Origin of the sequence: Caballeronia sp. LZ065 (genome assembly GCF_031450975.1) — a bacterium.
In the GTDB taxonomy this organism is placed as follows: domain Bacteria; phylum Pseudomonadota; class Gammaproteobacteria; order Burkholderiales; family Burkholderiaceae; genus Caballeronia.
Genome location: NZ_JARUXV010000001.1, coordinates 2,562,129 through 2,583,639 on the forward strand (window position 1 = coordinate 2,562,129; position 21,511 = coordinate 2,583,639).

Consider the following 21,511-nt stretch of genomic DNA (forward strand, 5'->3'; position numbering starts at 1 on the left):
ATGCCATGCGTACGATCGACAAACGCCTGACCGCGAAACTCGCGCCCGTGCTCGTGAAGCGCGCGCCCACCCTGACGCTGCCGTTCGATGCGCGCTGCAAGAGCCGCCTCGCCGCGACACTCGACAGCGGCGAGGAAGTCGCGCTCGTCATGCCGCGCGGCACCGTGCTCGCGGACGGCGACATGCTGGTCGCGGACGACGGCGGCTTCGTGCGCGTCGTCGCGGCTGCGGAAGACGTGCTCGTCGTGCGCGCGCCGAGCGTGCGTCTGTTGACGCGGGCCGCCTATCATCTCGGCAACCGTCATACGCCGGTGGAAGTCGGCGCGGACTATCTGAAGCTCGAAGCGGATGCCGTGCTCGAAGACATGCTGAAGCGCCTGGGCGTGCTGGTGGCGCATGAAACGCAGCCGTTCCAGCCCGAGACCGGCGCGTATGGCGGCGGCCACAAGCATGGTCACGACGAAACCTTCAGCGAGGACTATGCGCTCGCCCAGAAGGTGTTCGACGAGCATCACGGGCATGCGCATGATCACGCGCACGACCACGCACATGATCAGTCGTCGTGCGGCCACGATCATTCGCATGACCACGATCACTCGTCATGCGGTCATGATCACCCGCATGACCACGATCACGGCCACAAGCACCACGGCCATGCGCATCGCTGAACTCACGGCGCTGCTGCATCTCGCGTCGCCGGCACTGCCGATCGGCGCGTTCAGCTACTCGCAAGGGCTTGAAGCGGCCATCGAGCACGGCCTGATCCACGATGGCGACAGCGCGCGCCAGTGGATCGAAAGCGGTCTCTCGACGGTGCTCGCGCGCGGCGAATTGCCCTTGCTCGCGCATCAGATCGATTCCTGGCGCACGCATGATGCCGCCGCGCTCCGCGCCGCCAACGATTCCTACCTCGCCAGCCGCGAGTCGGCCGAGTTGCGGCGCGAAACCGAGCAGATGGGCTGGTCGCTGGCGCAGTTGTGCACGTCGCTCGAATGGGGCGATGCCGCGCGCCGCGAAACGCTCGCATTGCTCAAGCCGGTTGCGCAGCCCACGGCCTTCGCCTTTGCCGCCTTCGCGCACGACGCCGCCTCCGACGCCGCGCTCGCCGCTTACGCGTTCAGCTGGGTCGAGAACCAGGCGGCCGCCGCGCTCAAGGCCGTGCCGCTCGGCCAGCTCGCGGGGCAGCGCATCATCGTCGCGTTGCGCGGACCCATCGACGACGCCGTGCGCCGCGCGCTCGCCACGCCCCCCGAGCGGATCAACACCTTCGCGCCGCAACTGGGCATCCTGTCCGCGCGGCACGAATCCCAATACTCACGACTCTTTCGTTCCTAGCCCGACTCATGAACGCTCCCGCCTATTCCGCCGCCGCCCGTCGAACCAAAAAACTGCCGCCCTTGCGGGTCGGCGTCGGCGGGCCGGTCGGTTCCGGCAAGACGACGCTGCTCGAAATGCTCTGCAAGGCGATGCGCGAGCGCTACGATCTCGTCGCCATCACCAACGACATCTACACCAAGGAAGATCAGCGCCTGCTCACCGTGGCGGGCGCGCTGCCGGCCGAGCGCATCATGGGCGTGGAGACGGGCGGCTGCCCGCACACGGCCATCCGCGAGGACGCGTCGATCAACCTCGAAGCGGTGGATCGCATGGTGTCGAAGTTTCCGGACGCGGACATCGTGTTCATCGAATCGGGCGGCGACAATCTCGCGGCAACCTTCAGCCCGGAACTCTCTGATCTCACGATTTACGTGATCGACGTCGCGGGCGGCGAGAAGATTCCGCGCAAGGGCGGCCCGGGCATCACGAAATCGGATCTGCTGGTGATCAACAAGACCGATCTCGCGCCGCACGTCGGCGCGAACCTGGACATCATGGCAAGCGACGCCCGCAAGATGCGCGGCGAACGCCCCTTCGTCATGTGCAATCTGAAGGCGCAGGAAGGGCTGGTCCAGGTGATCGCGTTCATCGAGAAAAAGGGCTTGCTGGTTTCGTGAATTGATGTCGCAGCGCCCGCCGCTTTCACGGGAGCGGCACGCGCATGCGGTAGCATGACGACTTCGCAATCATTCCACGCCCGCGCTGTGCGGCGGGCGCTGCACGGTGTCCATCGCTGCCCTGTCCCCTCGCTCGCCCGCGCATTTCCCGGCCGGCCGCATTCCGGTGCTGTTTCATATCGTCGACTTCGGCAACGGCGGCATCGAGTCATCGTTGATGCAATGGCTGCACGTGTTCGACCGCAACCGCTTCACGGTCACGCTGTCGGTCATGCATCCGTCACCCGCTTTCGAGGAGCGCTTTCGCCCGCTCGTGCCGGCCGATGTCGCCATCGAAATCCTCGCCGATCAGGACTGGCTCAATCACTTCCAGAAACGCCGCTATGCGCAGAACCTGAGCAAGCTCGGGCGCGTCGGGCGTGACGTGTTCAACACGCTCGCTGTGCGTCCGTACGTGAAACGCCGCGTGGCCGAGCTTGCGCGCCGCCATGCGCTGATCGTCGACTACGACATGTCGTTGCGCCGTCTCGCCGGACAGTTCGGCGTGGCGTGGCTCGGCGTGAATCATTTCAGTTTCGATGCGCGCCTCGCCAACCGGCCGCGCAAGCAGCGCCGGCTCGCGACGCAGTTCGCCCGCTACGATGGCGTCGGCGCGCTCAACCAGCACATGGCCGACGAGGCCCGCGCCATGTTCGGCGACACGCTGCAACGGCTGTTCACGCTGCCCAATGCCATCGACATCGAGCGGATTCGCAGCAACGGCGCCGCGGCGCAGACGCCGCCCTGTGATGCGCCGTATATCGTGTCGGTCGCGCGTCTCGATGAAATCCAGAAGGACCATCGCACCTTGCTGCGGGCCTATGCGCAACTGATCCGCGATCCGGCCATTCGCGAGCATCTCGTGATCGTCGGCGACGGCGCGTTTCGCGGCGAGCTGGAAGGGTTGTCGAAGGAACTGGGTGTTGATGGGCGCGTGCACTTCATGGGTCAGCTCGACAATCCGCATGCGCTGGCAGCGGGCGCGCGGCTACAGGTGTTGAGCTCGCGCTATGAAGGCATGCCGATGGTGCTGCTGGAAGCGCTTGCGCTCGGCAAGCCGGTGATCGCCAGCGACTGCCCGACCGGACCGCGCGAGATTCTCGGCGACGGGCGCTTCGGCATTTTGTTTCCGGTCGGTTCCGTCGATGAACTCGCGCAGGCGCTGCATCGCGTGCTGACGGACGACGCGCTGCGCGCCAGCATGCAGCAGCGCGCGTCGGAACGCGCCGAGGAGTATGGGATCGCTGCGAGCAACGAGCGCTTCGCGCGCTGCGTGACGGAACTGCTCTCCCGCAAGCCGCACTGACCTTTATTCGGCGAGCGACGCGGCCTCACGCGCCGCCTCGCTTTCCTCCAGCAGCGCGCCCAGCACGCTCACCGTGCGCGCCGTTGCGCCGCGATGCGCCGCCGCGAAGGCCGAGGCCGCCGCGCTCATCGCCAGCCGCCGGGCGCGATCCTGAAAAATCTCGCGCAGGCCTTGCCCCAGTTCCTGCGGATCCTGGACGCGCAGCGCAGCGCCGGCGGCAATGGCGTCGCGGGTGGCCTGCGTGAAATTGAAAGTGTGCGGGCCGATCAGCACCGGCACGCCCGCCGCGCACGCTTCGATCAGATTCTGCCCGCCGAGCGGCAACAAACTGCCGCCGATGAACGCCACATCCGCGGCGGCGTAGTACGCGCCGAGTTCGCCCATCGAATCGCCGAGCAGGACCTGCACGTTGGCCGAAAGGGGCTCAGGGGTGTCGGCGCCGGAACCCGCCGCGGCCGGTTTGGGCGCCCAGACCGAACGGCGCGCGCTCGTCAGCCCATGACTCGACAGCAGCGCGGAGACTTCGTCGAAACGTTGCGGATGACGCGGCACGAGAATCAGCAGCGCATGCGGCATGTCCAGCGCCGCGAACGCGCGCAGCACGAGCGTTTCCTCGCCTTCGCGGGTGCTCGCCGCGACCCACACCGGGCGGTCACCGATTGCCGTGCGCCATGCCTGGCCCCGCGCGATCAGTTCGGGCGGCGCGCTCATGTCGAACTTCAGATTGCCGAGCACCGCGACATTGCGGGCGCCGAGCGCGGTGAGCCGTTCGGCATCGGAAGGCGTCTGGGCGAGCACGCGCGAGAAGCCGCCGAACACCTCGCGCACCGCGCGGCCGAACTTCGCCGCGCGCCGGTACGAACGCTGCGACATGCGCGCGTTGGTCAGCACGAGCGGCACGTCGGCGCGCTTGCATTCGTCGATGAGCGTCGGCCAGACCTCGGTTTCCATCACGATGCCGAGCGACGGCCGCCATGCGCGCAGGAAGCGCCGCACGAGAATCGGCAGATCGTAGGGAAGATAGCTGCGCAGCACGCGGTCGCCGAACAGCTCAACGCCCGTGGCGCGCCCGCTCGGCGTCATGTGGGTGAGCAGGATGCGCGCTTCGGGATGCGCGTCGATCAGCGCGTCGATGAGCGGTTGCGCGGCGCGCGTCTCGCCGACCGATACCGCGTGCACCCAGATGAGCGGTGCGAGATCGCCGGCGCTGCGGCCGCCATGCGGCGGCATGTGTCCGAAGCGCTCGCCGATGTGTTCGCGGTAGCCCCGTTCCCTGCGCGAGCGGATCAGGAGCCGCAGCACCGCGAGCGGCGCGACGATCCACCATAGCGCGCGGTAGATTCGGCGCAGCACGCTGGCGGACAGACTGGGAGAAGCGGCGCCGCTCAAACGAGCGCCCTGCCCTTCAGGCGCTCGAGAATGCCGAGCGGCGCGCACTCGGGACGGGCCATCGCCTTGACGGGCAGGAAGAAGGTCTGCTCCATCATGTACTGGCCGGACATCACGGCATGCGAAGTCTGATCCGAGAAGCAGACCCACACCGAGCCGGGCGGGAACGGCATGGTTTCCTGCGGCGAGACCTTTTGATAGTCGAGGTCGGCTTTCATTGCGTCGTGCAGATGCAGCATCAGATGGTCGTATTCGCTGCGGCGCGACTTGGTGATGTGCAGCAGGTTCATGAGCCATGCGGCGCCGGGCGCCTGCGCCTTGATGGCGGGCAGGAAGCGCTGCGCCATGTCTTCGAACGGCTCGCCCACGCGCCAGACGCGCGGCGCGCCTTGCGGGTTGATGTTGGTGAACACGCGCAGGATGCGCTCGCCGTAGTTCGGGCGCGACGGGAAGGCGTCGACGTGCAGGCGGCTGTCGTCCTTGCGCCACGAGGTCTCGCGGGTTTCGACCTGATGCAGCCGCAGGCTGGTGGGCGCGACGCGCAGCTTGCCGTCGTATTCGGGAAACAGGCCGTCGACGAGCGAGCGCGCGTTGTCCTGATAGCGCTTGATGAGCGAGCGCACTGCCGACTGCATCACGGCATCGCCGAGCACGCCGTTCAGCGCGCCGCCATTGGGCGCGAGGCTGATGTTCTTGCGCTTGGGATCCGCGATCTTGGGATCGAGCAGCGCGCGTTCGCCGCCTTCGATTGCGAAATGCAGATTCGGAAAATACAGCACCTTGCCGTTTTCGACGCCGGCCAGCAGCGTCTCGCGCGGTACGGAGAGATTTTTTCCGTGCCAGTCGGCGGAAGCGACTTCGATGATTTGCGATTCCGTCATGTGATTATGACCTTGCTTCGAGCTTGAATGACAGCTGGGTTGTCCCGCGCGTTGCCCGCGCGTGCGGGCCATGCGCCAAGCGCTACAGCAGGCCGAAGCCCGCGAGGGCGGCCTTGACGTCTGCGAGCGTGGGATGGCGGCTTGCGTCGCCGAGATTGACGACTTGCGGCGACCAGTAGCCGCCGGTGCGCCAGGCGGTCGAGAAATTGTACAACTCGACGGTCGGCCGCTTCAGCGCCGCGGCAATATGCACCAGACCGGTATCGACGCCGACTGTCGCCGCCGCGCCCTCGATCAGCCCGACTACTGCGGGCAGCGAGAGCTTGGGCGGCACGATGGCTGCCGCGCCGAATTCCTTCGCGAGCTTTTCGCTGGTCGCGCGTTCCGCTTCGCTGCCCCAGGGCAGCACGAGTGATGCGCCGCGCGTGACGAGCGCCTGTCCGAGTTCGATCCATGCGGCTTCGGGCCATTGCTTGTCGGCGCGCGAGGTGGCGTGGACGAACACGACATAGGGCACGGGCAGGTTGAGACCGAGTTCGGAGACGGCGAGGGTCGCGCGCCGTGTGTCGAGGCCGAAGTCGATGTCGTCGCTCATGTGCGGGTCGGGCAGGCTGAGGGCGGCGGCGACCAGCTTGCGGGTGCGTTCGACGACGTGAGTGCGGGGCTCGACGGGTACGCGGCGGTCGTAGAAGAAGCGCACGGGCCATTCGAAGCCGGCGCCGTCGGTGCGGTTGGCGAGGCCGGCGAGCGGCCCGCGGGCCCAGCTTGCGACCCATGCGGTTTTGATGAGGCCTTGGCAGTCGATGACGAGATCGTAGTTTTCGGCGGCGAGCGTGCGCTTGAACTGGCCGATCTCGCGCCAGGTGGCTGGCGAGGCGATCGACTTGCGCCAGCGTCGGAGCGAGAACGGGATGGGGCGGTGTACGCCTTGAACCAGTTCGACGAGACTGGTGAAGCTTTCTTCGACGAGCCAGTCGATCTGGGCATCCGGATAGCGGCGGCGGATGTCGGCAATGGCCGGCATATTGTGGACGACGTCGCCAAGCGACGACACGCGGACGATCAGGATTTTTTGCACGCCGGGGGAGTGGCGCCGAGGGCGCCGGGTGAAGGGAAAAGGGGGATTTTAGCGCGGCATGGCGGGTTGGCGGGCTTTGCACCATCGGGGGCCTGCGCTCTGGTCCTTCGCGTGGGTTGCTGGTGTTTGGTTTGCCAGCGCTTTCATGGACTTCCCGTGTTCGCGTCGGTCTGTTGGCACTGCCCCGGTCTTCGCTCTGGTCCTTCGCGTGGGTTGCTGGTGTTTGGTTTGCCAGCGCTTTCATGGACTTCCCGTGTTCGCGTCGGTCTGTTGGCACTGCCCCGGTCTTCGCTCTGGTCCTTCGCGTGGGTTGCTGGTGTTTGGTTTGCCAGCGCTTTCATGGACTTCCCGTGTTCGCGTCGGTCTGTTCGCACTGCCCCTCCCCGGGGCGGGGGTAACTTTCTTTGCGGCTGCAAAGAAAGTCACCAAAGAAAGCATCTTTCTTACCGCCCAGCGTAGTCACACGGATGCAGCACAGAGCCCGGTTTCTGGCCCGGCAGTAGCGAGTGCCCTCAGAGGCCACACCGGGCTTGGATCGCGGACCCACCGTGCAACCGCACCACAGAACAGACTGGTGCAGCCATTGAAAGCGCCGGCCCAGCGCTACGCGCTGCCGAAGGGTATGCAAGGGAAACCAACGGGAGGTTTGCGCGGTGAAATGGACGCGGTAGCCGAGATGGATGAGTCAGCAAGCAAGCACCGGCAGACCCGATTGACCGGTCGGCGGCGCGAAGCGCAGCGCCGGAGCTTTCAGGGGCTGCACCAGTCTGTTCAATGGCGCGATTTCACAGTGGGTCCGCGATCCACGCCCGGTGGGGCCTATGGGGGCACTCGCTACTGCAGGGCCAGTGAGGTATTTCCGTGTCGCGCCGCTAGTGAACCTTGGGCGGTAAGAAAGCTGCTTTCTTTGGTGACTTTCTTTGCAGCCGCAAAGAAAGTTACCCCCGCCCCGGGGAGGGGCAGTGCCAACAGACCGACGTGATATCGGGAAGTCCATAGAAGCGCCAGCGGAAGAAATAACCGGTGCGGCCCCCAAAAAAGAAACCGCACCGCTTAGTCAAGCGCCGCGCAGGCGCTTCAGAACGGCAATTGAGCGTCCGGCTTCTCCGCCAGAATCACCCTTCGAAAATCTTCCTGAATGCGCTTCAGCGCCCCTTCGCTATCCGCTTCGAACCGCATCACCACGACCGGCGTCGTGTTCGACGATCTTGCCAACCCGAACCCATCCGGGTATTCGACGCGCAGTCCGTCGATAGTGAGCACATCATCGGCACCCGTGAACTTCGCGTTCTTCTGCAGCTTCGAAATGAGCTGAACGTTCTCACCCTCTTCCATCTTGATCTGCAGCTCCGGCGTCGAAAGCGAGTCCGGCAGGTCGTTGAGCAACTTGCTCGGATCCGCCACCCTCGACAGGATCTCAAGCAGCCGCGCGCCCGTGTACAAGCCATCATCAAACCCGTACCAACGGTCCTTGAAGAACACATGACCGCTCATTTCGCCCGCCAGCGGCGCACCCGTCTCACGCAGCTTCGCCTTCACCAGCGAATGGCCCGTCTTCCACATGATCGGCTCGCCGCCCTGCTCGCGCACCCACTTCGCCAGATTGCGCGTGCACTTCACGTCATAAATGATCTGCCCACCCTTGTTGCGCGACAGCACTTCCTGCGCGAACAGCATCAGTTGACGGTCCGGAAAAATCACTTGGCCATCCTTCGTCACGACGCCCAGACGGTCGCCGTCGCCATCAAATGCAAAGCCCACTTCGGCATCGGTTTCCTTCAAGGCCTTGATGACGTCCTGAAGGTTCTCGACGTGCGCCGGATCCGGATGATGGTTCGGGAAATTGCCGTCGATGTCCGTGAACAGCTCAACCAGCTCGCAACCAAGCGCCTTGAACAGACGCGGCGCCAGTCCGCCCGCCACGCCATTACCCGCATCCACGACGATCTTCATCCCGCGCACCGGCTTCACATCCGACACGATACGGTCCAGATACATCTGCTGCACGTCGAACTCGGTATAGCTGCCTTCGCCCGTCGAAAAGTCATTGTCGACGATGCGCTTGTACAAGCCCTGGATCTGCTCGCCGTAAATCGCCGCACCGCGCAGCACCATCTTGAAGCCGTTGTAGTCGGGCGGATTGTGACTGCCCGTCACGACGATGCACGAATCCACGCGCCGCTCGCCCGACGGCAAGGGCAGCGGCACGCTCGCCGCAAAATAGCCGACCGGCGTCGGTACCATGCCGACATCGATCACATCGACGCCCGCCGCACGCAAGCCGTCCGCCAGCGCGCCGACCAGTTCAGGACCGGACAGGCGGCCGTCGCGCGCGACCACCACCGAATCGCCGCCCTGCTTCTTGATCTCGCTGCCGAACGCCTGTCCGATGCTCTTCGCAACGTCGCGATCGACCGTCTTGCCAACGATGCCGCGAATGTCGTAGGCCTTGAAAATGGATTGGGATACTTGGCTCATGAGATGGCTACCTCTTATCGAATGATGAACGAATTCTCGGCGATGCAGCCATGAGGGCATGCAGGTCGTGACGTTGGCCGCCGCCACAGCGCGTATGCCGCGCGGACGACTGTCGGATGACGTGTCGAATTGTGCCTATGCGTCTGTTAAACCCATACGACTGAAACAAATGGAAGCAAACCGCAGCAGCGCATGCAAACGGAAACACACTGAAGCCCGTGCCGGCGGCCGAGGCGGGCAGACGCACCCCGGATCGCACTTATAATCGCTGTCTTTCGGCGCTCTCGTGGCTCTCGCGTTGCGGTAAAAACCGGCGCGTTCATTCTAATCCAATGCTCAAACGCCCTATTGCCCCGATGCCCCCGAATCAAGCGCCTTCGCGCGTCATCCCACATAACGTGACAATTGAAGGCCGTTCGTCAGCAGGTTGGGCCATTCGAGCAGCCGGACAGTCTTCGGCAGCACGCGCCGTGCCCGTGCACGGCGGGAAGCGCGCCGCATGAAGGCCTTGCTGCGCTCCGGCAATCCGGACGTCGCCCGCGCGCTCGCCAACATCGTCTGGCTCGGACTGGAACGGCTCACGCAGATTGCGGTCGCCATCGTCGTCGCGGGCGTGCTGGCGCGCTATCTCGGCCCCGACGACTTCGGCAAGTGGCAGTACGCCAACACGCTGCTGCTCGTGATCGCGCCGGTCACGTGGGTCTGCGGCGCGGAAATCCTCGTCCCGACCATCGTGCGCCGTCTGCCCGCCGACACCGGCATCGTGCTCGGCAGCGCGTTCGTGCTGCGCATGGGCGTCTCGATCCTCGCGCTCATCGCAACCTGGATCTGGATCGCGGCGGGCGGCATCGACCCGACCGTCGGCCTCATGCTCGCCGGCCTCGCCGTGACGATGCTGTTCCGCGAACCTTTCATTGGCGTCGTCAATTCCTGGCTGCAAAGCCAGACCTACAGCAAGCCGCAACTGCTCGCCAGCATGCTGGCCGCGATCGTCAAGGCGGCGCTGGTCTACGCGCTCGTACGCGTCGCGGCGGCGCCGTCGCGCTTCGGCTGGCTGTGGGCGCTCGAAGCAGCCGCAATCAGCGCGGCGCTCGTGTTGTACTACATGCGCCGGCACGGCGGCCGGCTCGGCTGGCGCTTCGACCGCGCGCTTTTCCGGCATTTCGCGAGCGCAGGCACGGTGTTCTGGCTCGGTCTCATCTGCATGTACCTGTTCCTGAAGCTCGACCGGCTGATGCTCGCGCACCGCGTGTCGTTCGCCGAACTGGGCCTGTATTCCGCCGCGCAGCAACTCAACGAGAACTGGATCGCGCTCGCGCTGATGCTCGCGCAGACCATCGCGCCAGCTTTCGTGTACCGCGTGCAGGACACGCGGCTGTTGCGGCGCAACCTGCTGCGCCTGTTCGCGCTGACCGCCTTGCTGATGATCGCGGGCGCCGCCGTGCTGGACGCGCTCGGCGGCTTCATCATCGCGCGCGTGTTCGGGCCGAACTATGCCGACGCCGCCAACCTGTTCCGCTGGGCCGTGTGGCTGTCGGTGCCGGCCGGCATCGAGGCGATCGGCAATCTGGTCGTGCTCAAATATCAGGCGAAGTACGTGCTGTTGTCGAAGTGGCTGCTTGCGCTTGCGGTCGCGTTCGCGGTGAACCTGATCACGATCCCGCGCTTCGAAGGCTATGGCGCACTGATGGGCCTGGCGGCGGGCTATGTGGCGGCGGCATCGGTGAACTTTTATTACCTCCGTTTCCGGCTGCGCGCATGAATGCTCTTTCCGATGTGATGCTGCTGCTGCCCGCCTTCAACGGCCAGGCCGAGGTCGAGCGCACGCTCGCGTCGTTCCGGGAGACGGCGCCGGTGCGTGTGCTGGTCGTTGACGACGGCAGCACCCCGCCGATCACCGCGCCCGCGCTGGCGAACCTGCAGATCGAGATCCTGCGGATGCCGCGCAACGGCGGCATCGAACGGGCGTTGCAGGCCGGCATCGAGGCGCTCGCGGCGCGCGGCGTGCGCTATGCGGCGCGCATCGACGCCGGCGATCTCGCCACGCCCGGCCGTCTCGCGAAGCAGCGCGCCTATATGGAAGCGCATCCGCGCGTCGCGGTGCTGGGCATGTGGACCCACGTCGTATCCACCGCGGGCGCGCCGCTGTTCGACCTGAAGCCGCCGTGCGAGCCGTCCGCGCTGCGCCGCCTGATGCTGGTGCGCACCTGTTTCACGCATCCTTCGCTGATGCTGCGCGTGGACGCGGTGATCGAGGCGGGCAACTATCGCGTGCGCTATCGTGCCGCGGAGGATCTGGACCTGATCCTGCGCCTCTTGCAGCATCACGACGGCGCCAACCTGCCCGAGTTCGGCCTGTATTACGAACTCAACGAGGCCGGCATCAGCGCGACGAAACGGCGGACCCAGGTGGTCTCGACCCTGCGGCTGCAGCTGCGCCATCTGCGAGTGATGAATCCGCTGGACTGGCTGGGGATCGTCAAGAGCGTCGCGCATCTGGCGCTACCGTACAGTCTGCTGCGCAGCCTGAAGGCGAAACTCATGCGCTCCACGCCCGTCGCCTGAAGCTTTTTTGTCGATTTGTTTTCAAATTGTTTTGCGTTACGTTGAGCGCACGGCGAATCCGCGCGGCACTTGTCCACTCACCTGCAACTCGATGGCACGCCGCGCGATCCATGCCGTCGAACCATGACCTCCGGATGACGAAAGAAAAGTCGAGTCTTCGCATTGCCCTCGTCTGCAACACCGCATGGGCAATCTACACCTACCGGCGCGGCCTGCTGCGCACGCTGACCGCACGCGGCGCCGAGGTAACGATTCTCGCGCCGCGCGACCGCACCTTCGAGCCGCTCACCGAGATGGGCTGCCGCTGCGTCGAACTGCCGGTGGCCTCGAAGGGCACCGATCCGCGCCAGGACCTGAAAACGCTCGCCGCGCTGTACCGCGCCTATCGGACGACGCGCCCGCACATCGTGCTCCACTACACGATCAAGCCGAACATCTACGGTTCGCTGGCCGCGATGCTCGCGCGCGTGCCGTCGATCGCCGTCACAACGGGCTTGGGCTACGTGTTCATCCAGAAGAGCCGCACGGCGGAAGTCGCGAAACGGCTCTACCGCTTCGCGTTCCGCTTCCCACGCGAGATCTGGTTCCTGAATCAGGACGATCATGCGGCTTTCGTGCAGGAAAAGCTGCTGGCGCATCCGGATCGTGCGCGGCGGCTGCATGGAGAAGGCGTCGATCTCGATGAATTCGCCTTCACTCCGCTGCCCGCCCGCGAGGATTTTGTCTTCATCCTGATTGGCCGGCTGCTGTGGGACAAGGGCGTGGCCGAATACGTGGAAGCCGCGCGGCGCCTGAAGGCACGGTTTGCGCACGTGCGCTTTCAGCTGCTCGGGCCGGTCGGCGTCGACAATCCGAGCGCGATCAGCCGCACGGACGTGGCGCAATGGGAGGCCGACAATATCGTCGAGTACCTGGGCGAAGCGCACGACGTGCGTCCGCTCATCGCCGCGGCGGACTGCGTCGTGCTGCCGTCGTACCGGGAAGGCGTGCCGCGCACGCTGATGGAAGCGTCGGCGATGGGCCGCCCGATCGTCGCCACCGATGTGCCGGGCTGCCGCGAAGTGGTCGAGCACGGCGTGACGGGACTGCTCTGCGAGGTGAAAAGCGCGGACAGCCTGGCCCAGGCGCTCGAGCGCATGCTGACGCTGCCCGCCGCCGAACGCGCGGCGATGGCGCAGCGCGGCCGCGCCAAGGTGGCCCGTGAATTCGACGAGAAGAATGTCGTCGAACGCTACAAGGGCACAATACATGCCATCACCGGCATTTCACTCTGATTCGAGTTATTTGGAGAGCGCATGATGAATGGCAAGCAGTCGCTGAACAACGCGACCCAGGGCACGATTCTCGTCACCGGCGGGGCCGGCTTCATCGGCACGCATACCTGCGTCGAACTGCTCGACGCGGGCTATGACGTGGCGGTCATCGACAATCTCGTGAACAGCCGTGCCGAATCGCTGCAACGCGTGGAGCAGATCACCGGCAAGCGGGTGGCGTTCTATCAGGAAGATTCCCGCGACGAAGCCGCGCTCGAACGCATCTTCGACGCCCACGACATCACCGGCGCCATCCACTTCGCGGCGCTCAAGGCCGTGGGCGAGTCCGTGGCAAAGCCGGTCGAGTATTACGCGAACAACGTCGGCAGCCTGCTCGCCGTGCTCAAGGTGATGAAGGCGCGCAATGTGCGCAACTTCGTGTTCAGTTCGTCCGCGACGGTGTACGGCGTGCCGAAAAGCGTGCCGATCGACGAATCCTTCCCGCTCTCGGCAACCAATCCCTACGGCCAGTCGAAGCTCATCGCCGAGCAGATCCTGCGCGATCTGGAAATCTCGGACCCGTCATGGCGGATTGCCACGCTGCGCTATTTCAATCCGGTGGGCGCGCACGAAAGCGGCTTGATCGGCGAGGATCCGGCAGGCGTGCCGAACAATCTGATGCCGTATGTGGCGCAGGTGGCCGTCGGCAAGCTGGAGCGCCTGCGCGTGTTCGGCAGCGACTATGAGACCCACGACGGCACCGGCGTGCGCGATTACATTCACGTCGTGGACCTGGCGCGCGGGCATATCGCGGCCATCGACGCGCTGCGGCGCCTGGACCGCAGCTTCGTCGTGAACCTGGGCACGGGCCAGGGATACAGCGTGCTCGATGTCGTCAAGGCGTTCGAGGCGGCGTCCGGCAAGCCTGTGCCCTACGAACTGGTGCCGCGCCGTCCGGGCGATATCGCCGCGTGCTACGCCGACCCCGCCGCCGCGGCCGAGTTGATCGGCTGGCGCGCGCAGCATGGCATCGAACGCATGTGCGAGGATCACTGGCGCTGGCAGTCGCAGAATCCGCAAGGTTTTGCTTGAGGGTTCGCCTGGAACGCAGCTTCCGGCATTGCGCTCCGGATCGTCCCTGCCGATGAGGTACGATGCGGGGCGCAACCCCTCCTCCGGTTCATCTTCATGCTTAGTTTCGCGCTTGCCTTCCTGATTTCGCTGCTGGTGACGCTGTTCATCGTGCGCTTCGCCCATCTCCAGGAAGGCGTGCTCGGCGATACCGACCTCGCCGGCGTGCAGAAATTTCATGCGCATCCGGTGCCGCGCATCGGCGGCGTCGGCATTCTGTGCGGACTGACCGCTTCCGCCGTGCAGTTGCGCTGGGGCTATCCGGCGGTGTCGGGCGGCATTCTCGGCATCATTGCGTGCGGCATGCCGGCGTTCCTGTCCGGGCTCGTCGAGGACCTGACCAAACGCGTGTCGCCACTGGTACGCCTGCTTTGCACGATGGCCGCCGCCGGACTGGCGTATGGGTTTCTCGACATCGCCGTGACGCGCATCAGCGTGCCGCCGCTCGATTTCCTGCTCTCCTACGCAGTCATTTCCTGCGCGGTGACGGTGCTCGCGGTGGCGGCGCTCGCCAACGCGGTGAACATCATCGACGGCTTCAACGGCCTCGCCTCGATGGTCACCTTCATGATGTTCGCCTCGCTCGCCTATGTGGCGTTCCAGGTGCATGATCCGGTGGTGCTGTCGGGCTCGCTCATCATGATGGGCGCGGTGATGGGCTTCTTCATCTGGAACTTTCCGGCGGGGTTGATCTTTCTGGGTGACGGCGGCGCCTACTTCGTTGGCTTCATGCTCGGCGAACTCGCCATCATGCTCGTGATGCGCAACCGCGATGTGTCGGCCTGGTATCCGGTGCTGCTGTTCATGTACCCGATCTTCGAAACCTGTTTCTCGATCTATCGCAAGAAATTCATTCGCGGCATCTCGCCGGGGATTCCGGACGGCGTGCATCTGCACATGCTCGTCTACAAGCGTCTGATGCGCTGGGCCGTCGGGGTGAAGAACGCGCACGAACTCACTCGACGCAACTCGCTCACCTCGCCCTACCTCTGGCTGCTGTGCCTGATCGCCGTGATTCCGGCGACGCTTTTCTGGCGGCACACGCTGCATTTGTTCTGCTTCGTCGTGGTGTTCGCGGCCACCTACGTGTGGTTGTATGTGAGCATCGTGCGCTTCAAGTCGCCGCGCTGGCTGGTGTTTCGACGGCCGCATACGGTGAAGAAATAAGCGTGAGGTAATGAACGCGCGCCGCCCTGCTTCGGGCGGCGTTTTTTCTGGCGCGACCGGCGCGGGTCATTTCAGGTGCTGCGCGAAGAATGCAAAGGTGCGACCGTTGGCGAGCTGCGCGGCGGCGTCATCGTAATGCACGCCCTGGTTGCGCGCGAACGCATGATGACAGCCGGGATAGGTGAACGCCTCGACGTTCGTTTGTCCCTGCACGGCAACGAGCACGCGGTTGCGTGCATCCGCTGGAATGAATTCGTCCGCTTCCGCGAGATGCAGCATCAGCGGAATGCGTATCTTCGGCACTTCGCCGAGATGCTGGTCCGTGCCGCCGCCGTAGTACGCAACCGCAGCGTCGACGTCCGTGCGCGCAGCCGTCAGGAAAGACAACAGCCCGCCGAGACAGAAGCCGACCACGCCGATCTTTCCCCGCACCTGCGGCAGTCCCCGCGCGAAGCCGATGGTCGCGGCGATGTCCTCGACGCCCGTGTTCAGGTCGAACGCGTTGTAGTACTTCATGGCCTGCTGCCATTCCGCTTCGGTGCGATCCGTGAGAACGACATTGGGTTCGAGACGCCAGAACAGGTCGGGGCACAACGCGACGTACCCTTGACGCGCGTATTCGTCGCAGGTTTCGCGCATGTCGCCGTTGATGCCGAAGATTTCCTGGACGACGATGACTGCGGGTGCGGCAGTCTGCGCGGGCGTCGCGGCCGGATAGGCGACGTAGGCATCGAAGTTGCCGTCAGGGGTGGAGATGCTGAGCATGTCGGACATGAAAGTCTCCTGTGCGAGTGGAGCGAGTGGTGAGACGCGCGATCAGGTCGCGGGCTTGCTGCGGTTCAGGTACTGCTTGAAAAGGTCTGCCAGTTCCTTGAGCAGGGCTTGCCAGAGGGTGGGTGCGGCAGGTTCGTCGTCGCTGGAGGTTTCCCGGAACACGAAGCGAACGAGGGCGAGCAACGGCAAGACGACCGAAGCTGACATCACGATCATGGGCGTGAGAAGGAACACGCTCAAGGCAGGATCCGCTCGAAAGCTTTCATGGAGCCTCATGCCGAACGACGCAGTCCACGCAACGAACAAGGTTGCCAGCGTGGCGATCAGTCCCGCCACACCGTAGAAAGAGAACGCTCTGAGCTGACGAAACTGCTTACGATCAGCAATTTCCTCTTCAATGAGTTCGGGATGCGCTGCCACCCGCTCTTTAAGTTCAGGTGGCGGAATGGTGAGATCCGAGGTCTCATCGCGCTCGGCCACGACAGGAAGGCGATTCATATGCGTGCTCGTTTGATCCATCCGGTTTGCTTCAAGCGGACCTTCATTGCAAGTTCGCTGACGTCGAAAGCATCCGTCAGGCGAGCGAAGTTGGTGATGTTCCGCTTCTGTATCAGGATGTTGAGCGCGAACCCGGGTACGAGCAATTCCAGTGCGAAGCGATTGGCCTGATTCTCGATTTCGTCCAGTTGATATAGTGAAAACTGGCGTGAGGCACACGTGAATTGCGTGCCGTGCCTCAGCGCCAGATGTCCGAGATGGTGCGCGACGACGAAACGCTGCCGCAGCTCCGGGGCATCGCCATTGACGGCAATGCGCGGCTGTCCGTCAACGAATTCGAAGCGCCCGTACACTACGCCCATGTCCGGTTCAAGCTGCACGGTCACGTTCTCGGACCGGGCAATAGCAAAAGTGTCAACGGGCAATTTTCCGTCCCAATGCTTCGCAAGCATGTAATACGCGGTTCTTTTCAGCATGTTTCCTTTCCCTTCATCATCTCTTCCCGTAACAGATGCTTCGCCATCCTTTGCGATATGGCGATGCAGTCTATCATCAGGTTTTGCGCGCCTCTACGCACCTAGTCCGAATGGCTAGCATGACGAATAAAAAAGAAAGCGGCGCTTCCAGGGGCATCGATAAACCCTGAAGAAAAGGCAGAAAGCGGAGTGCGTTGGAAGCCGGAAGGCAATGAAAAAATCAGACCGCCGCCGCGCGCAGCGGCCGCGTGACCTCGCGTGCGACGGCGAGATAACGCGCCGCCGTATCCGCGAGCGTGAGTCCCGGCAGCGGCCGGTGCGAACGCGGTTCGGCCAGTGCGCGCACGAGGGCATCGGCGTAGGCCTGGGTATCGTCGGGATCGCACAAATGCACGCCGGGCAGATCGGCGGCGAAACCGAATGGCCGGATGGTGCTGGCCACCACCGGCAGTCCCGAGGCGAGCGCCTCGAGAAACGCGATGCTGTGCCCTTCGGAGCGCGACGGCATCGCGAACACACTGGACGAGAACAGCAGGTCGGCGACATCCGTGCGCGGCCCTTGGATGCTGACACGGTCCGCGAGTCCGAGCTTGTCGATCAGATCGCCCACGGCCGCGTGATACGCCGGATCTTCGATCACGCCGCACAACAACAGCCGCGCGGCGGGAACCCGCTCGACGACCTGGCGGAACGCATGCACTGTCGAGAGCTGGTTCTTGACCGAGGTATAGCGCCCGATCTGCACGATCTGCGCCGTCGCCGGCGCCTGGGTGCGCGTGCGCATGCCGAAACGCGACATGTCGACGCCATTGGGGATCAGCGTCATCGAAGGATGGCGGCCCACTGCGTCGACGTAATCGTCGATGTTGTTCGGCGACACCGCGATCACCGCGCGCGCCCGGCGCGACAGCAGGCGCTCGACGCTGCGGAACATCGAGCGTTCGAAGTCGTTGGTGGCCGAATGCATCACATACACGACCGGCGCCGCGAGCGGCAGCGCGCGTGCATAGAACGCGGGAATGGTCGCGTGCGCGAACAGCACGTCGGCGCGATAGCCGCGGAGGGTGCGATACAGGTTCCACAGCTTGCCGAAGCGGCCGTGCCGGCGGTCCGGAAACAGACATTCCACGCCGCTGGCGACGAGTTCCGCGCTGAGCGCCGTGAAATCCTCGTGCGCCGGCATCAGCGAGGCCACAGCGACCGTTTCGCCCCCCTTCTGCTGATGAATCGCGAGATCTTTCGCCAGGACTTCGGCGCCCGACAGGCGCGGCGTCAGCACGAGGTGGACTATGCGCATTCACGCCTCCCGCATGATTCGGAACAGCATCCAGCTCGCGGCCGCGCCGAGCCCCAGCGTCATGGCCCAGGCGATGCCGGTCACGCCCCACAGATGCGTCGCGACGGGCACCGTCACGCACAGCACGACGGCCTGGATGATCGACGCATGCGTCGCGACCTTCGGCAGACCGGCGGCGCGCAACCACGACACCAGCACGGCGATGATCGCGCCGATCGCCATGTTGATGGCGAAGATCCTGAAGAGCGGCACGGCGGACAGCCAGGCCGGACCGAGCACGAAGTTGAAGAGCGGCTCGGCCGCCCAGCGCAGCACGACGACGAACAGCGCCAGCCCGAACGCCGCGAGCAGCAGATAGCGGCGGAACAGCTTGCGCGCGGCTTGCACGTCGCGCCGGTGATGTTCGGAGAAGGTGGGAAACAGATACTGCGACATCGCGATGGCGGCATCGGCGAGCAGCATCTGCGCGAGTTTCGATGACATCTGGTACGCGCCCAGCTGAGCCGGGCCGAGCAGTTTGGCGACGACCACCTTGTCGAACTGGTTGAGCAGCAGGTTGACCACGCTGCCCGCCCAGATCCAGCGGCTGAAGTTCACGTAGTGGCCGATTCCCGCGAAGGAGAAGCGCAGTGGCGGACGCGGCGCCATGCTGGTCCAGGTGAGCGCGGTCTTGAGCAGTTCGCCCGCGACCAGGCCGATCAGCACGGAATACGCGCCCGCGCCGGACAGCGCGCATACGAGGCCGATGGCGCAATCGGTGAACGCGGCGGACGTTTCGACGCCCGCGAGCTTCTGGAAACCGCGCTGTCGGGTGACGACGAAATAGGCGGGAGAGGCGATGCCGCGCAGGAGCGGCAGCGCGGCCGCGAGCAGGATGAGCCCGACGGAACCGCTCAGATGAAACTGACTGCTCATGAACGGCGCGAGGGCGGCGAGCAGCAGGCCGATGACGAGGCCGCGCATGGCGAGGGTGGTCCAGACTGCGCCGAGTTCGCTGTGGGTGGGCGCGTCGCGCCCTTGCACGACGGCCTGGGCGAGACCGGTGTCGGAGAGCGATTCGGCGATGGCGACGGCGAGCAGCGCGATGCTGACTGCGCCGATGGCTTCCGGCCCGAGAATCCGGCCGATGGCGAGAAACTTGATGGCCACGAAACCGCGCACGACGACTTGCTGGAGCAGCACCCAGAACGCTGCATCGTGCTCGAAACGCGCGCGTGCCGGAAGAAAAGGAAGCCGGACCGATCTCACTCGAATTCCCCGCGCAGCTGAGATTTCAATTCGTGGCGCCGCGATATGTCGGTATCGCGTGCGGACCACCTTGCGAGCCGTTGCAACGCCTTGTCCGGACGGCGATGCGAGCGCGGCCACGCTTCTTTTCAGGCGACTGTGGCAAAAGTATCGTGCGCCGTGTCGCGGCGGACGCCAACGCGTAGTCGAAATCGGCCCGAAATGGGTAGCGATGCGGATTGCGGGCCTTTCGCCGTTGCGAACGTGATTCTGGAACCGTTTCTGGACCGCTTCCGGCACGCGGATAAACGCTCATATATGGCGTTCGATGACGTGCGGGCGGTGCTAGTGTTGATTCGTCGGCGCAATCGACGGACGTCGGCGGCGTTGTTCTGTCCGCTTCACGCGTGACCCACGTGCACAGAGACCGCAAGGGCCCCTGCGATGACCGAAAGCGTCTTCATCATCGAACCTGACTTCAGCGGCCACCGTTGGCGTTATGCCGAATGGGCGGCGAATGCGTACATGGAAGCCGGATTCCGTTGTGCGATCGTGACGGATCCGTGCAACGAAGACCATCCGCTGGCGCGCAGGATTCGCGAGGCGGCGCCGTCCGGTCTCGACATCGTGTTTGTCGCGCCGCCGGCGCAAGGCGGCGCGTTGGCGTCGAGGGTCAGTTATGCCCGGATGCACCGGCAGTTCCGGCACATGTACGGGGCGGCGAGCCGCGAGCGGCGGGCGGCGCTGGTCGTCGTGCCGTATGTCGATTACTTCCTGCTTGCGCTGCCGTTCCTGGGATCGCCGTTTGGCGCGACGCCCTGGGTGGGCATCACGATGCGCTCGAACTTTCACCATCACCGTGTGGGCGTGCGCGCGCCGCGCCGGCGTGTGGTCAATGCGATCAAGGGGACGTTGTTCGCGCGTGCGATTCGGGCGGGCGGCATGAAGACCTTGCTGACGATCGACCCGACCTTGCCGGACTGGTGGAAGCGCCACGCGCATGCGGCGGGGGCGAGCATCGACTATCTGGCGGATCCGTTTCCTGATGCGCGCGCCGCCGATCCGGCCGCCGCTCGTGCGCGGCTGGGGCTGTCGGACGGCACGCATGTGCTGGTGTATGGGGCGATCAACGATCGCAAGGGCGTGTTCGAGTTGATCGAGGCGCTTGGGCGGCGGGCGAGCGGCTCGCATGGGCCGACGCTGGTGATCGCGGGGGCGCAGGATGCGGAGACGCGCACCCGGCTGAGTGCGGCGCTGGCGGCGCTGACACCGGCGCCGGTGGTATTCGATCGGTTCATTTCGAGCGAGGACGAGCTTGACCTGTTTTCAGCTTGCGATGTGGTGTGGCTTGGGTACAAGGGGCATTACGGAATGAGCGGCGTGCTGGTGCAGGCATATCGCTTTGGGAAGCCGGTCGTGGCGACGGCGGATGGATTGATTGGATGGTTCTGCCGGACCGGGGAGCTTGGACCCGTGGTCGAGGATCTGGCGGTTGCGTCGATCAACCGGGCACTCGATGATGTCCTCGCAAGGAGGGGACGGCCGCAGGTGGCCGGGCATCTGTTGGAGCGCAACACACTTGCGCAGTTCAAGGAGACTTTGAGGCAGGCGGTTTAGGGTGGTTTTTTGCTTGCGCTTGTTGTTGTCTGCTTGCGCTTCTATGGACTTCCCGTTATCACGTCGGTCTGTTAGCACTGCCCCTCCCCGGGGCGGGGGTAACTTTCTTTGCCGCTGCAAAGAAAGTCACCAAAGAAAGCAGCGGCGGATTCAACCGGTCAACGCAACCCCTAACGTTTCGGCTAGCTTTTCCGCTGGATTCATAAAGCCCAACGTCTGACGAGGCCGTTGATTCAGTCGCTGGGGGTGTCAGTATTTCCGTGTTCGAGGCAGATTGAGTAATTACACGGAAGGTCGAACGAATCGATCTGCATAAAGGATAGCGAATTGGTTCATGGCCG

At 64.7% G+C, this 21,511-nt stretch carries 19 protein-coding genes; 10 read left to right on the plus strand and 9 right to left on the minus strand.

The annotated features are described in order from the left end of the window. Positions 1–5 precede the first annotated feature (5 nt). The 4 genes from ureE (at position 6) to QCE63_RS11845 (ending at position 3,339) form a co-directional block, all read left to right on the plus strand. Positions 6–668 carry an urease accessory protein UreE gene (ureE, locus tag QCE63_RS11830; protein WP_309833026.1) on the plus strand — a complete coding sequence of 221 codons (663 nt, stop codon included), beginning with the start codon at positions 6–8 and terminating at the stop codon, positions 666–668. After that, positions 655–1,335, plus strand: a complete 681-nt coding sequence (locus tag QCE63_RS11835; protein ID WP_309833792.1) for an urease accessory UreF family protein — start codon at positions 655–657, stop codon at positions 1,333–1,335. The genes ureE and QCE63_RS11835 overlap by 14 nt, the downstream gene beginning before the upstream one ends. Positions 1,336–1,343: 8 nt before the next feature. Then, positions 1,344–1,994, plus strand: a complete 651-nt coding sequence (gene ureG, locus QCE63_RS11840) for an urease accessory protein UreG (RefSeq protein WP_309833028.1) — start codon at positions 1,344–1,346, stop codon at positions 1,992–1,994. A 166-nt stretch (positions 1,995–2,160) separates the two neighbouring features. After that, the gene (locus QCE63_RS11845) at positions 2,161–3,339 is read left to right on the plus strand and encodes a glycosyltransferase (protein ID WP_404990121.1); all 1,179 of its coding nucleotides are present in this window, start codon (positions 2,161–2,163) and stop codon (positions 3,337–3,339) included. A 3-nt stretch (positions 3,340–3,342) separates the two neighbouring features. Here QCE63_RS11845 and waaA read toward each other — a convergent pair whose 3' ends face one another. From waaA to QCE63_RS11865, 4 genes are all read right to left on the minus strand, one after another. Beyond that, positions 3,343–4,692, minus strand: coding sequence for a lipid IV(A) 3-deoxy-D-manno-octulosonic acid transferase (waaA, locus tag QCE63_RS11850; protein ID WP_309833793.1), 1,350 nt, complete (start codon positions 4,690–4,692; stop codon positions 3,343–3,345). A gap of 32 nt (positions 4,693–4,724) precedes the next feature. Continuing rightward, positions 4,725–5,609 (minus strand): Kdo hydroxylase family protein, encoded by an 885-nt coding sequence (locus QCE63_RS11855; RefSeq protein ID WP_309833031.1) that lies wholly within the window; start codon positions 5,607–5,609, stop codon positions 4,725–4,727. 82 nt (positions 5,610–5,691) lie between these two features. After that, the gene (gene waaC / locus QCE63_RS11860) at positions 5,692–6,687 is read right to left on the minus strand and encodes a lipopolysaccharide heptosyltransferase I (RefSeq protein ID WP_309833032.1); all 996 of its coding nucleotides are present in this window, start codon (positions 6,685–6,687) and stop codon (positions 5,692–5,694) included. Positions 6,688–7,764: 1,077 nt separating this feature from the next. Continuing rightward, complete coding sequence (locus QCE63_RS11865) at positions 7,765–9,165, minus strand: phosphomannomutase/phosphoglucomutase (protein WP_309833033.1); 1,401 nt, start codon at positions 9,163–9,165, stop codon at positions 7,765–7,767. A gap of 499 nt (positions 9,166–9,664) precedes the next feature. On the opposite strand from QCE63_RS11865, the gene QCE63_RS11870 reads away from it, so the two are divergent. The 5 genes from QCE63_RS11870 to QCE63_RS11890 all read left to right on the plus strand — a co-directional run bounded on the left by QCE63_RS11870 (position 9,665) and on the right by QCE63_RS11890 (position 15,281). Next, positions 9,665–10,927 carry an oligosaccharide flippase family protein gene (locus QCE63_RS11870; protein WP_309833035.1) on the plus strand — a complete coding sequence of 421 codons (1,263 nt, stop codon included), beginning with the start codon at positions 9,665–9,667 and terminating at the stop codon, positions 10,925–10,927. Continuing rightward, on the plus strand, positions 10,924–11,730 hold the full coding sequence (locus QCE63_RS11875) for a glycosyltransferase (protein ID WP_309833036.1): 807 nt from the start codon (positions 10,924–10,926) through the stop codon (positions 11,728–11,730). Before QCE63_RS11870 ends, QCE63_RS11875 begins: the two co-directional genes overlap by 4 nt. A 134-nt stretch (positions 11,731–11,864) precedes the next feature. After that, positions 11,865–13,004, plus strand: coding sequence for a glycosyltransferase family 4 protein (locus QCE63_RS11880; RefSeq protein WP_309833037.1), 1,140 nt, complete (start codon positions 11,865–11,867; stop codon positions 13,002–13,004). Between the two features lie 21 nt (positions 13,005–13,025). Beyond that, positions 13,026–14,075 carry a UDP-glucose 4-epimerase GalE gene (gene galE, locus QCE63_RS11885; protein WP_404990100.1) on the plus strand — a complete coding sequence of 350 codons (1,050 nt, stop codon included), beginning with the start codon at positions 13,026–13,028 and terminating at the stop codon, positions 14,073–14,075. Between the two features lie 96 nt (positions 14,076–14,171). Continuing rightward, on the plus strand, positions 14,172–15,281 hold the full coding sequence (locus tag QCE63_RS11890; RefSeq protein ID WP_309833039.1) for a glycosyltransferase: 1,110 nt from the start codon (positions 14,172–14,174) through the stop codon (positions 15,279–15,281). Between the two features lie 66 nt (positions 15,282–15,347). On the opposite strand, the gene QCE63_RS11895 is transcribed toward QCE63_RS11890, so the two are convergent. From QCE63_RS11895 to QCE63_RS11915, 5 genes are all read right to left on the minus strand, one after another. Then, the gene (locus tag QCE63_RS11895; RefSeq protein WP_309833041.1) at positions 15,348–16,055 is read right to left on the minus strand and encodes a dienelactone hydrolase family protein; all 708 of its coding nucleotides are present in this window, start codon (positions 16,053–16,055) and stop codon (positions 15,348–15,350) included. A gap of 42 nt (positions 16,056–16,097) precedes the next feature. Then, entirely contained in the window at positions 16,098–16,553 is a 456-nt protein-coding gene (locus QCE63_RS11900; protein ID WP_309833043.1) for a hypothetical protein, read from the minus strand. Then, positions 16,550–17,029, minus strand: a complete 480-nt coding sequence (locus tag QCE63_RS11905; RefSeq protein WP_309833044.1) for an ImmA/IrrE family metallo-endopeptidase — start codon at positions 17,027–17,029, stop codon at positions 16,550–16,552. The genes QCE63_RS11900 and QCE63_RS11905 overlap by 4 nt, the downstream gene beginning before the upstream one ends. Before the next feature lie 220 nt (positions 17,030–17,249). After that, the gene (locus QCE63_RS11910; protein ID WP_309833047.1) at positions 17,250–18,326 is read right to left on the minus strand and encodes a glycosyltransferase family 4 protein; all 1,077 of its coding nucleotides are present in this window, start codon (positions 18,324–18,326) and stop codon (positions 17,250–17,252) included. After that, positions 18,327–19,574, minus strand: a complete 1,248-nt coding sequence (locus QCE63_RS11915) for an oligosaccharide flippase family protein (protein ID WP_309833048.1) — start codon at positions 19,572–19,574, stop codon at positions 18,327–18,329. Positions 19,575–19,997: 423 nt separating this feature from the next. Here QCE63_RS11915 and QCE63_RS11920 point away from each other — a divergent pair, with 423 nt between their 5' ends. Beyond that, the gene (locus tag QCE63_RS11920) at positions 19,998–21,170 is read left to right on the plus strand and encodes a glycosyltransferase (protein ID WP_309833049.1); all 1,173 of its coding nucleotides are present in this window, start codon (positions 19,998–20,000) and stop codon (positions 21,168–21,170) included. The last annotated feature ends 341 nt before the right edge of the window (positions 21,171–21,511 follow it).

Excerpts from the sequence above, each read along its gene's own strand:
- ureE (WP_309833026.1), top strand. The coding sequence starts at position 6 with ATGCGTACGATCGACAAACGCCTGACCGCGAAACTCGCGCCCGTGCTC.
- QCE63_RS11835 (WP_309833792.1), top strand. The coding sequence starts at position 655 with ATGCGCATCGCTGAACTCACGGCGCTGCTGCATCTCGCGTCGCCGGCA.
- ureG (WP_309833028.1), top strand. The coding sequence starts at position 1,344 with ATGAACGCTCCCGCCTATTCCGCCGCCGCCCGTCGAACCAAAAAACTG.
- QCE63_RS11855 (WP_309833031.1), bottom strand. The coding sequence starts at position 5,609 with ATGACGGAATCGCAAATCATCGAAGTCGCTTCCGCCGACTGGCACGGA.
- QCE63_RS11865 (WP_309833033.1), bottom strand. The coding sequence starts at position 9,165 with ATGAGCCAAGTATCCCAATCCATTTTCAAGGCCTACGACATTCGCGGC.
- QCE63_RS11870 (WP_309833035.1), top strand. The coding sequence starts at position 9,665 with ATGAAGGCCTTGCTGCGCTCCGGCAATCCGGACGTCGCCCGCGCGCTC.
- QCE63_RS11875 (WP_309833036.1), top strand. The coding sequence starts at position 10,924 with ATGAATGCTCTTTCCGATGTGATGCTGCTGCTGCCCGCCTTCAACGGC.
- QCE63_RS11880 (WP_309833037.1), top strand. The coding sequence starts at position 11,865 with ATGACGAAAGAAAAGTCGAGTCTTCGCATTGCCCTCGTCTGCAACACC.
- galE (WP_404990100.1), top strand. The coding sequence starts at position 13,026 with ATGATGAATGGCAAGCAGTCGCTGAACAACGCGACCCAGGGCACGATT.
- QCE63_RS11890 (WP_309833039.1), top strand. The coding sequence starts at position 14,172 with ATGCTTAGTTTCGCGCTTGCCTTCCTGATTTCGCTGCTGGTGACGCTG.
- QCE63_RS11895 (WP_309833041.1), bottom strand. The coding sequence starts at position 16,055 with ATGTCCGACATGCTCAGCATCTCCACCCCTGACGGCAACTTCGATGCC.
- QCE63_RS11900 (WP_309833043.1), bottom strand. The coding sequence starts at position 16,553 with ATGAATCGCCTTCCTGTCGTGGCCGAGCGCGATGAGACCTCGGATCTC.
- QCE63_RS11905 (WP_309833044.1), bottom strand. The coding sequence starts at position 17,029 with ATGCTGAAAAGAACCGCGTATTACATGCTTGCGAAGCATTGGGACGGA.
- QCE63_RS11910 (WP_309833047.1), bottom strand. The coding sequence starts at position 18,326 with ATGCGCATAGTCCACCTCGTGCTGACGCCGCGCCTGTCGGGCGCCGAA.
- QCE63_RS11920 (WP_309833049.1), top strand. The coding sequence starts at position 19,998 with ATGACCGAAAGCGTCTTCATCATCGAACCTGACTTCAGCGGCCACCGT.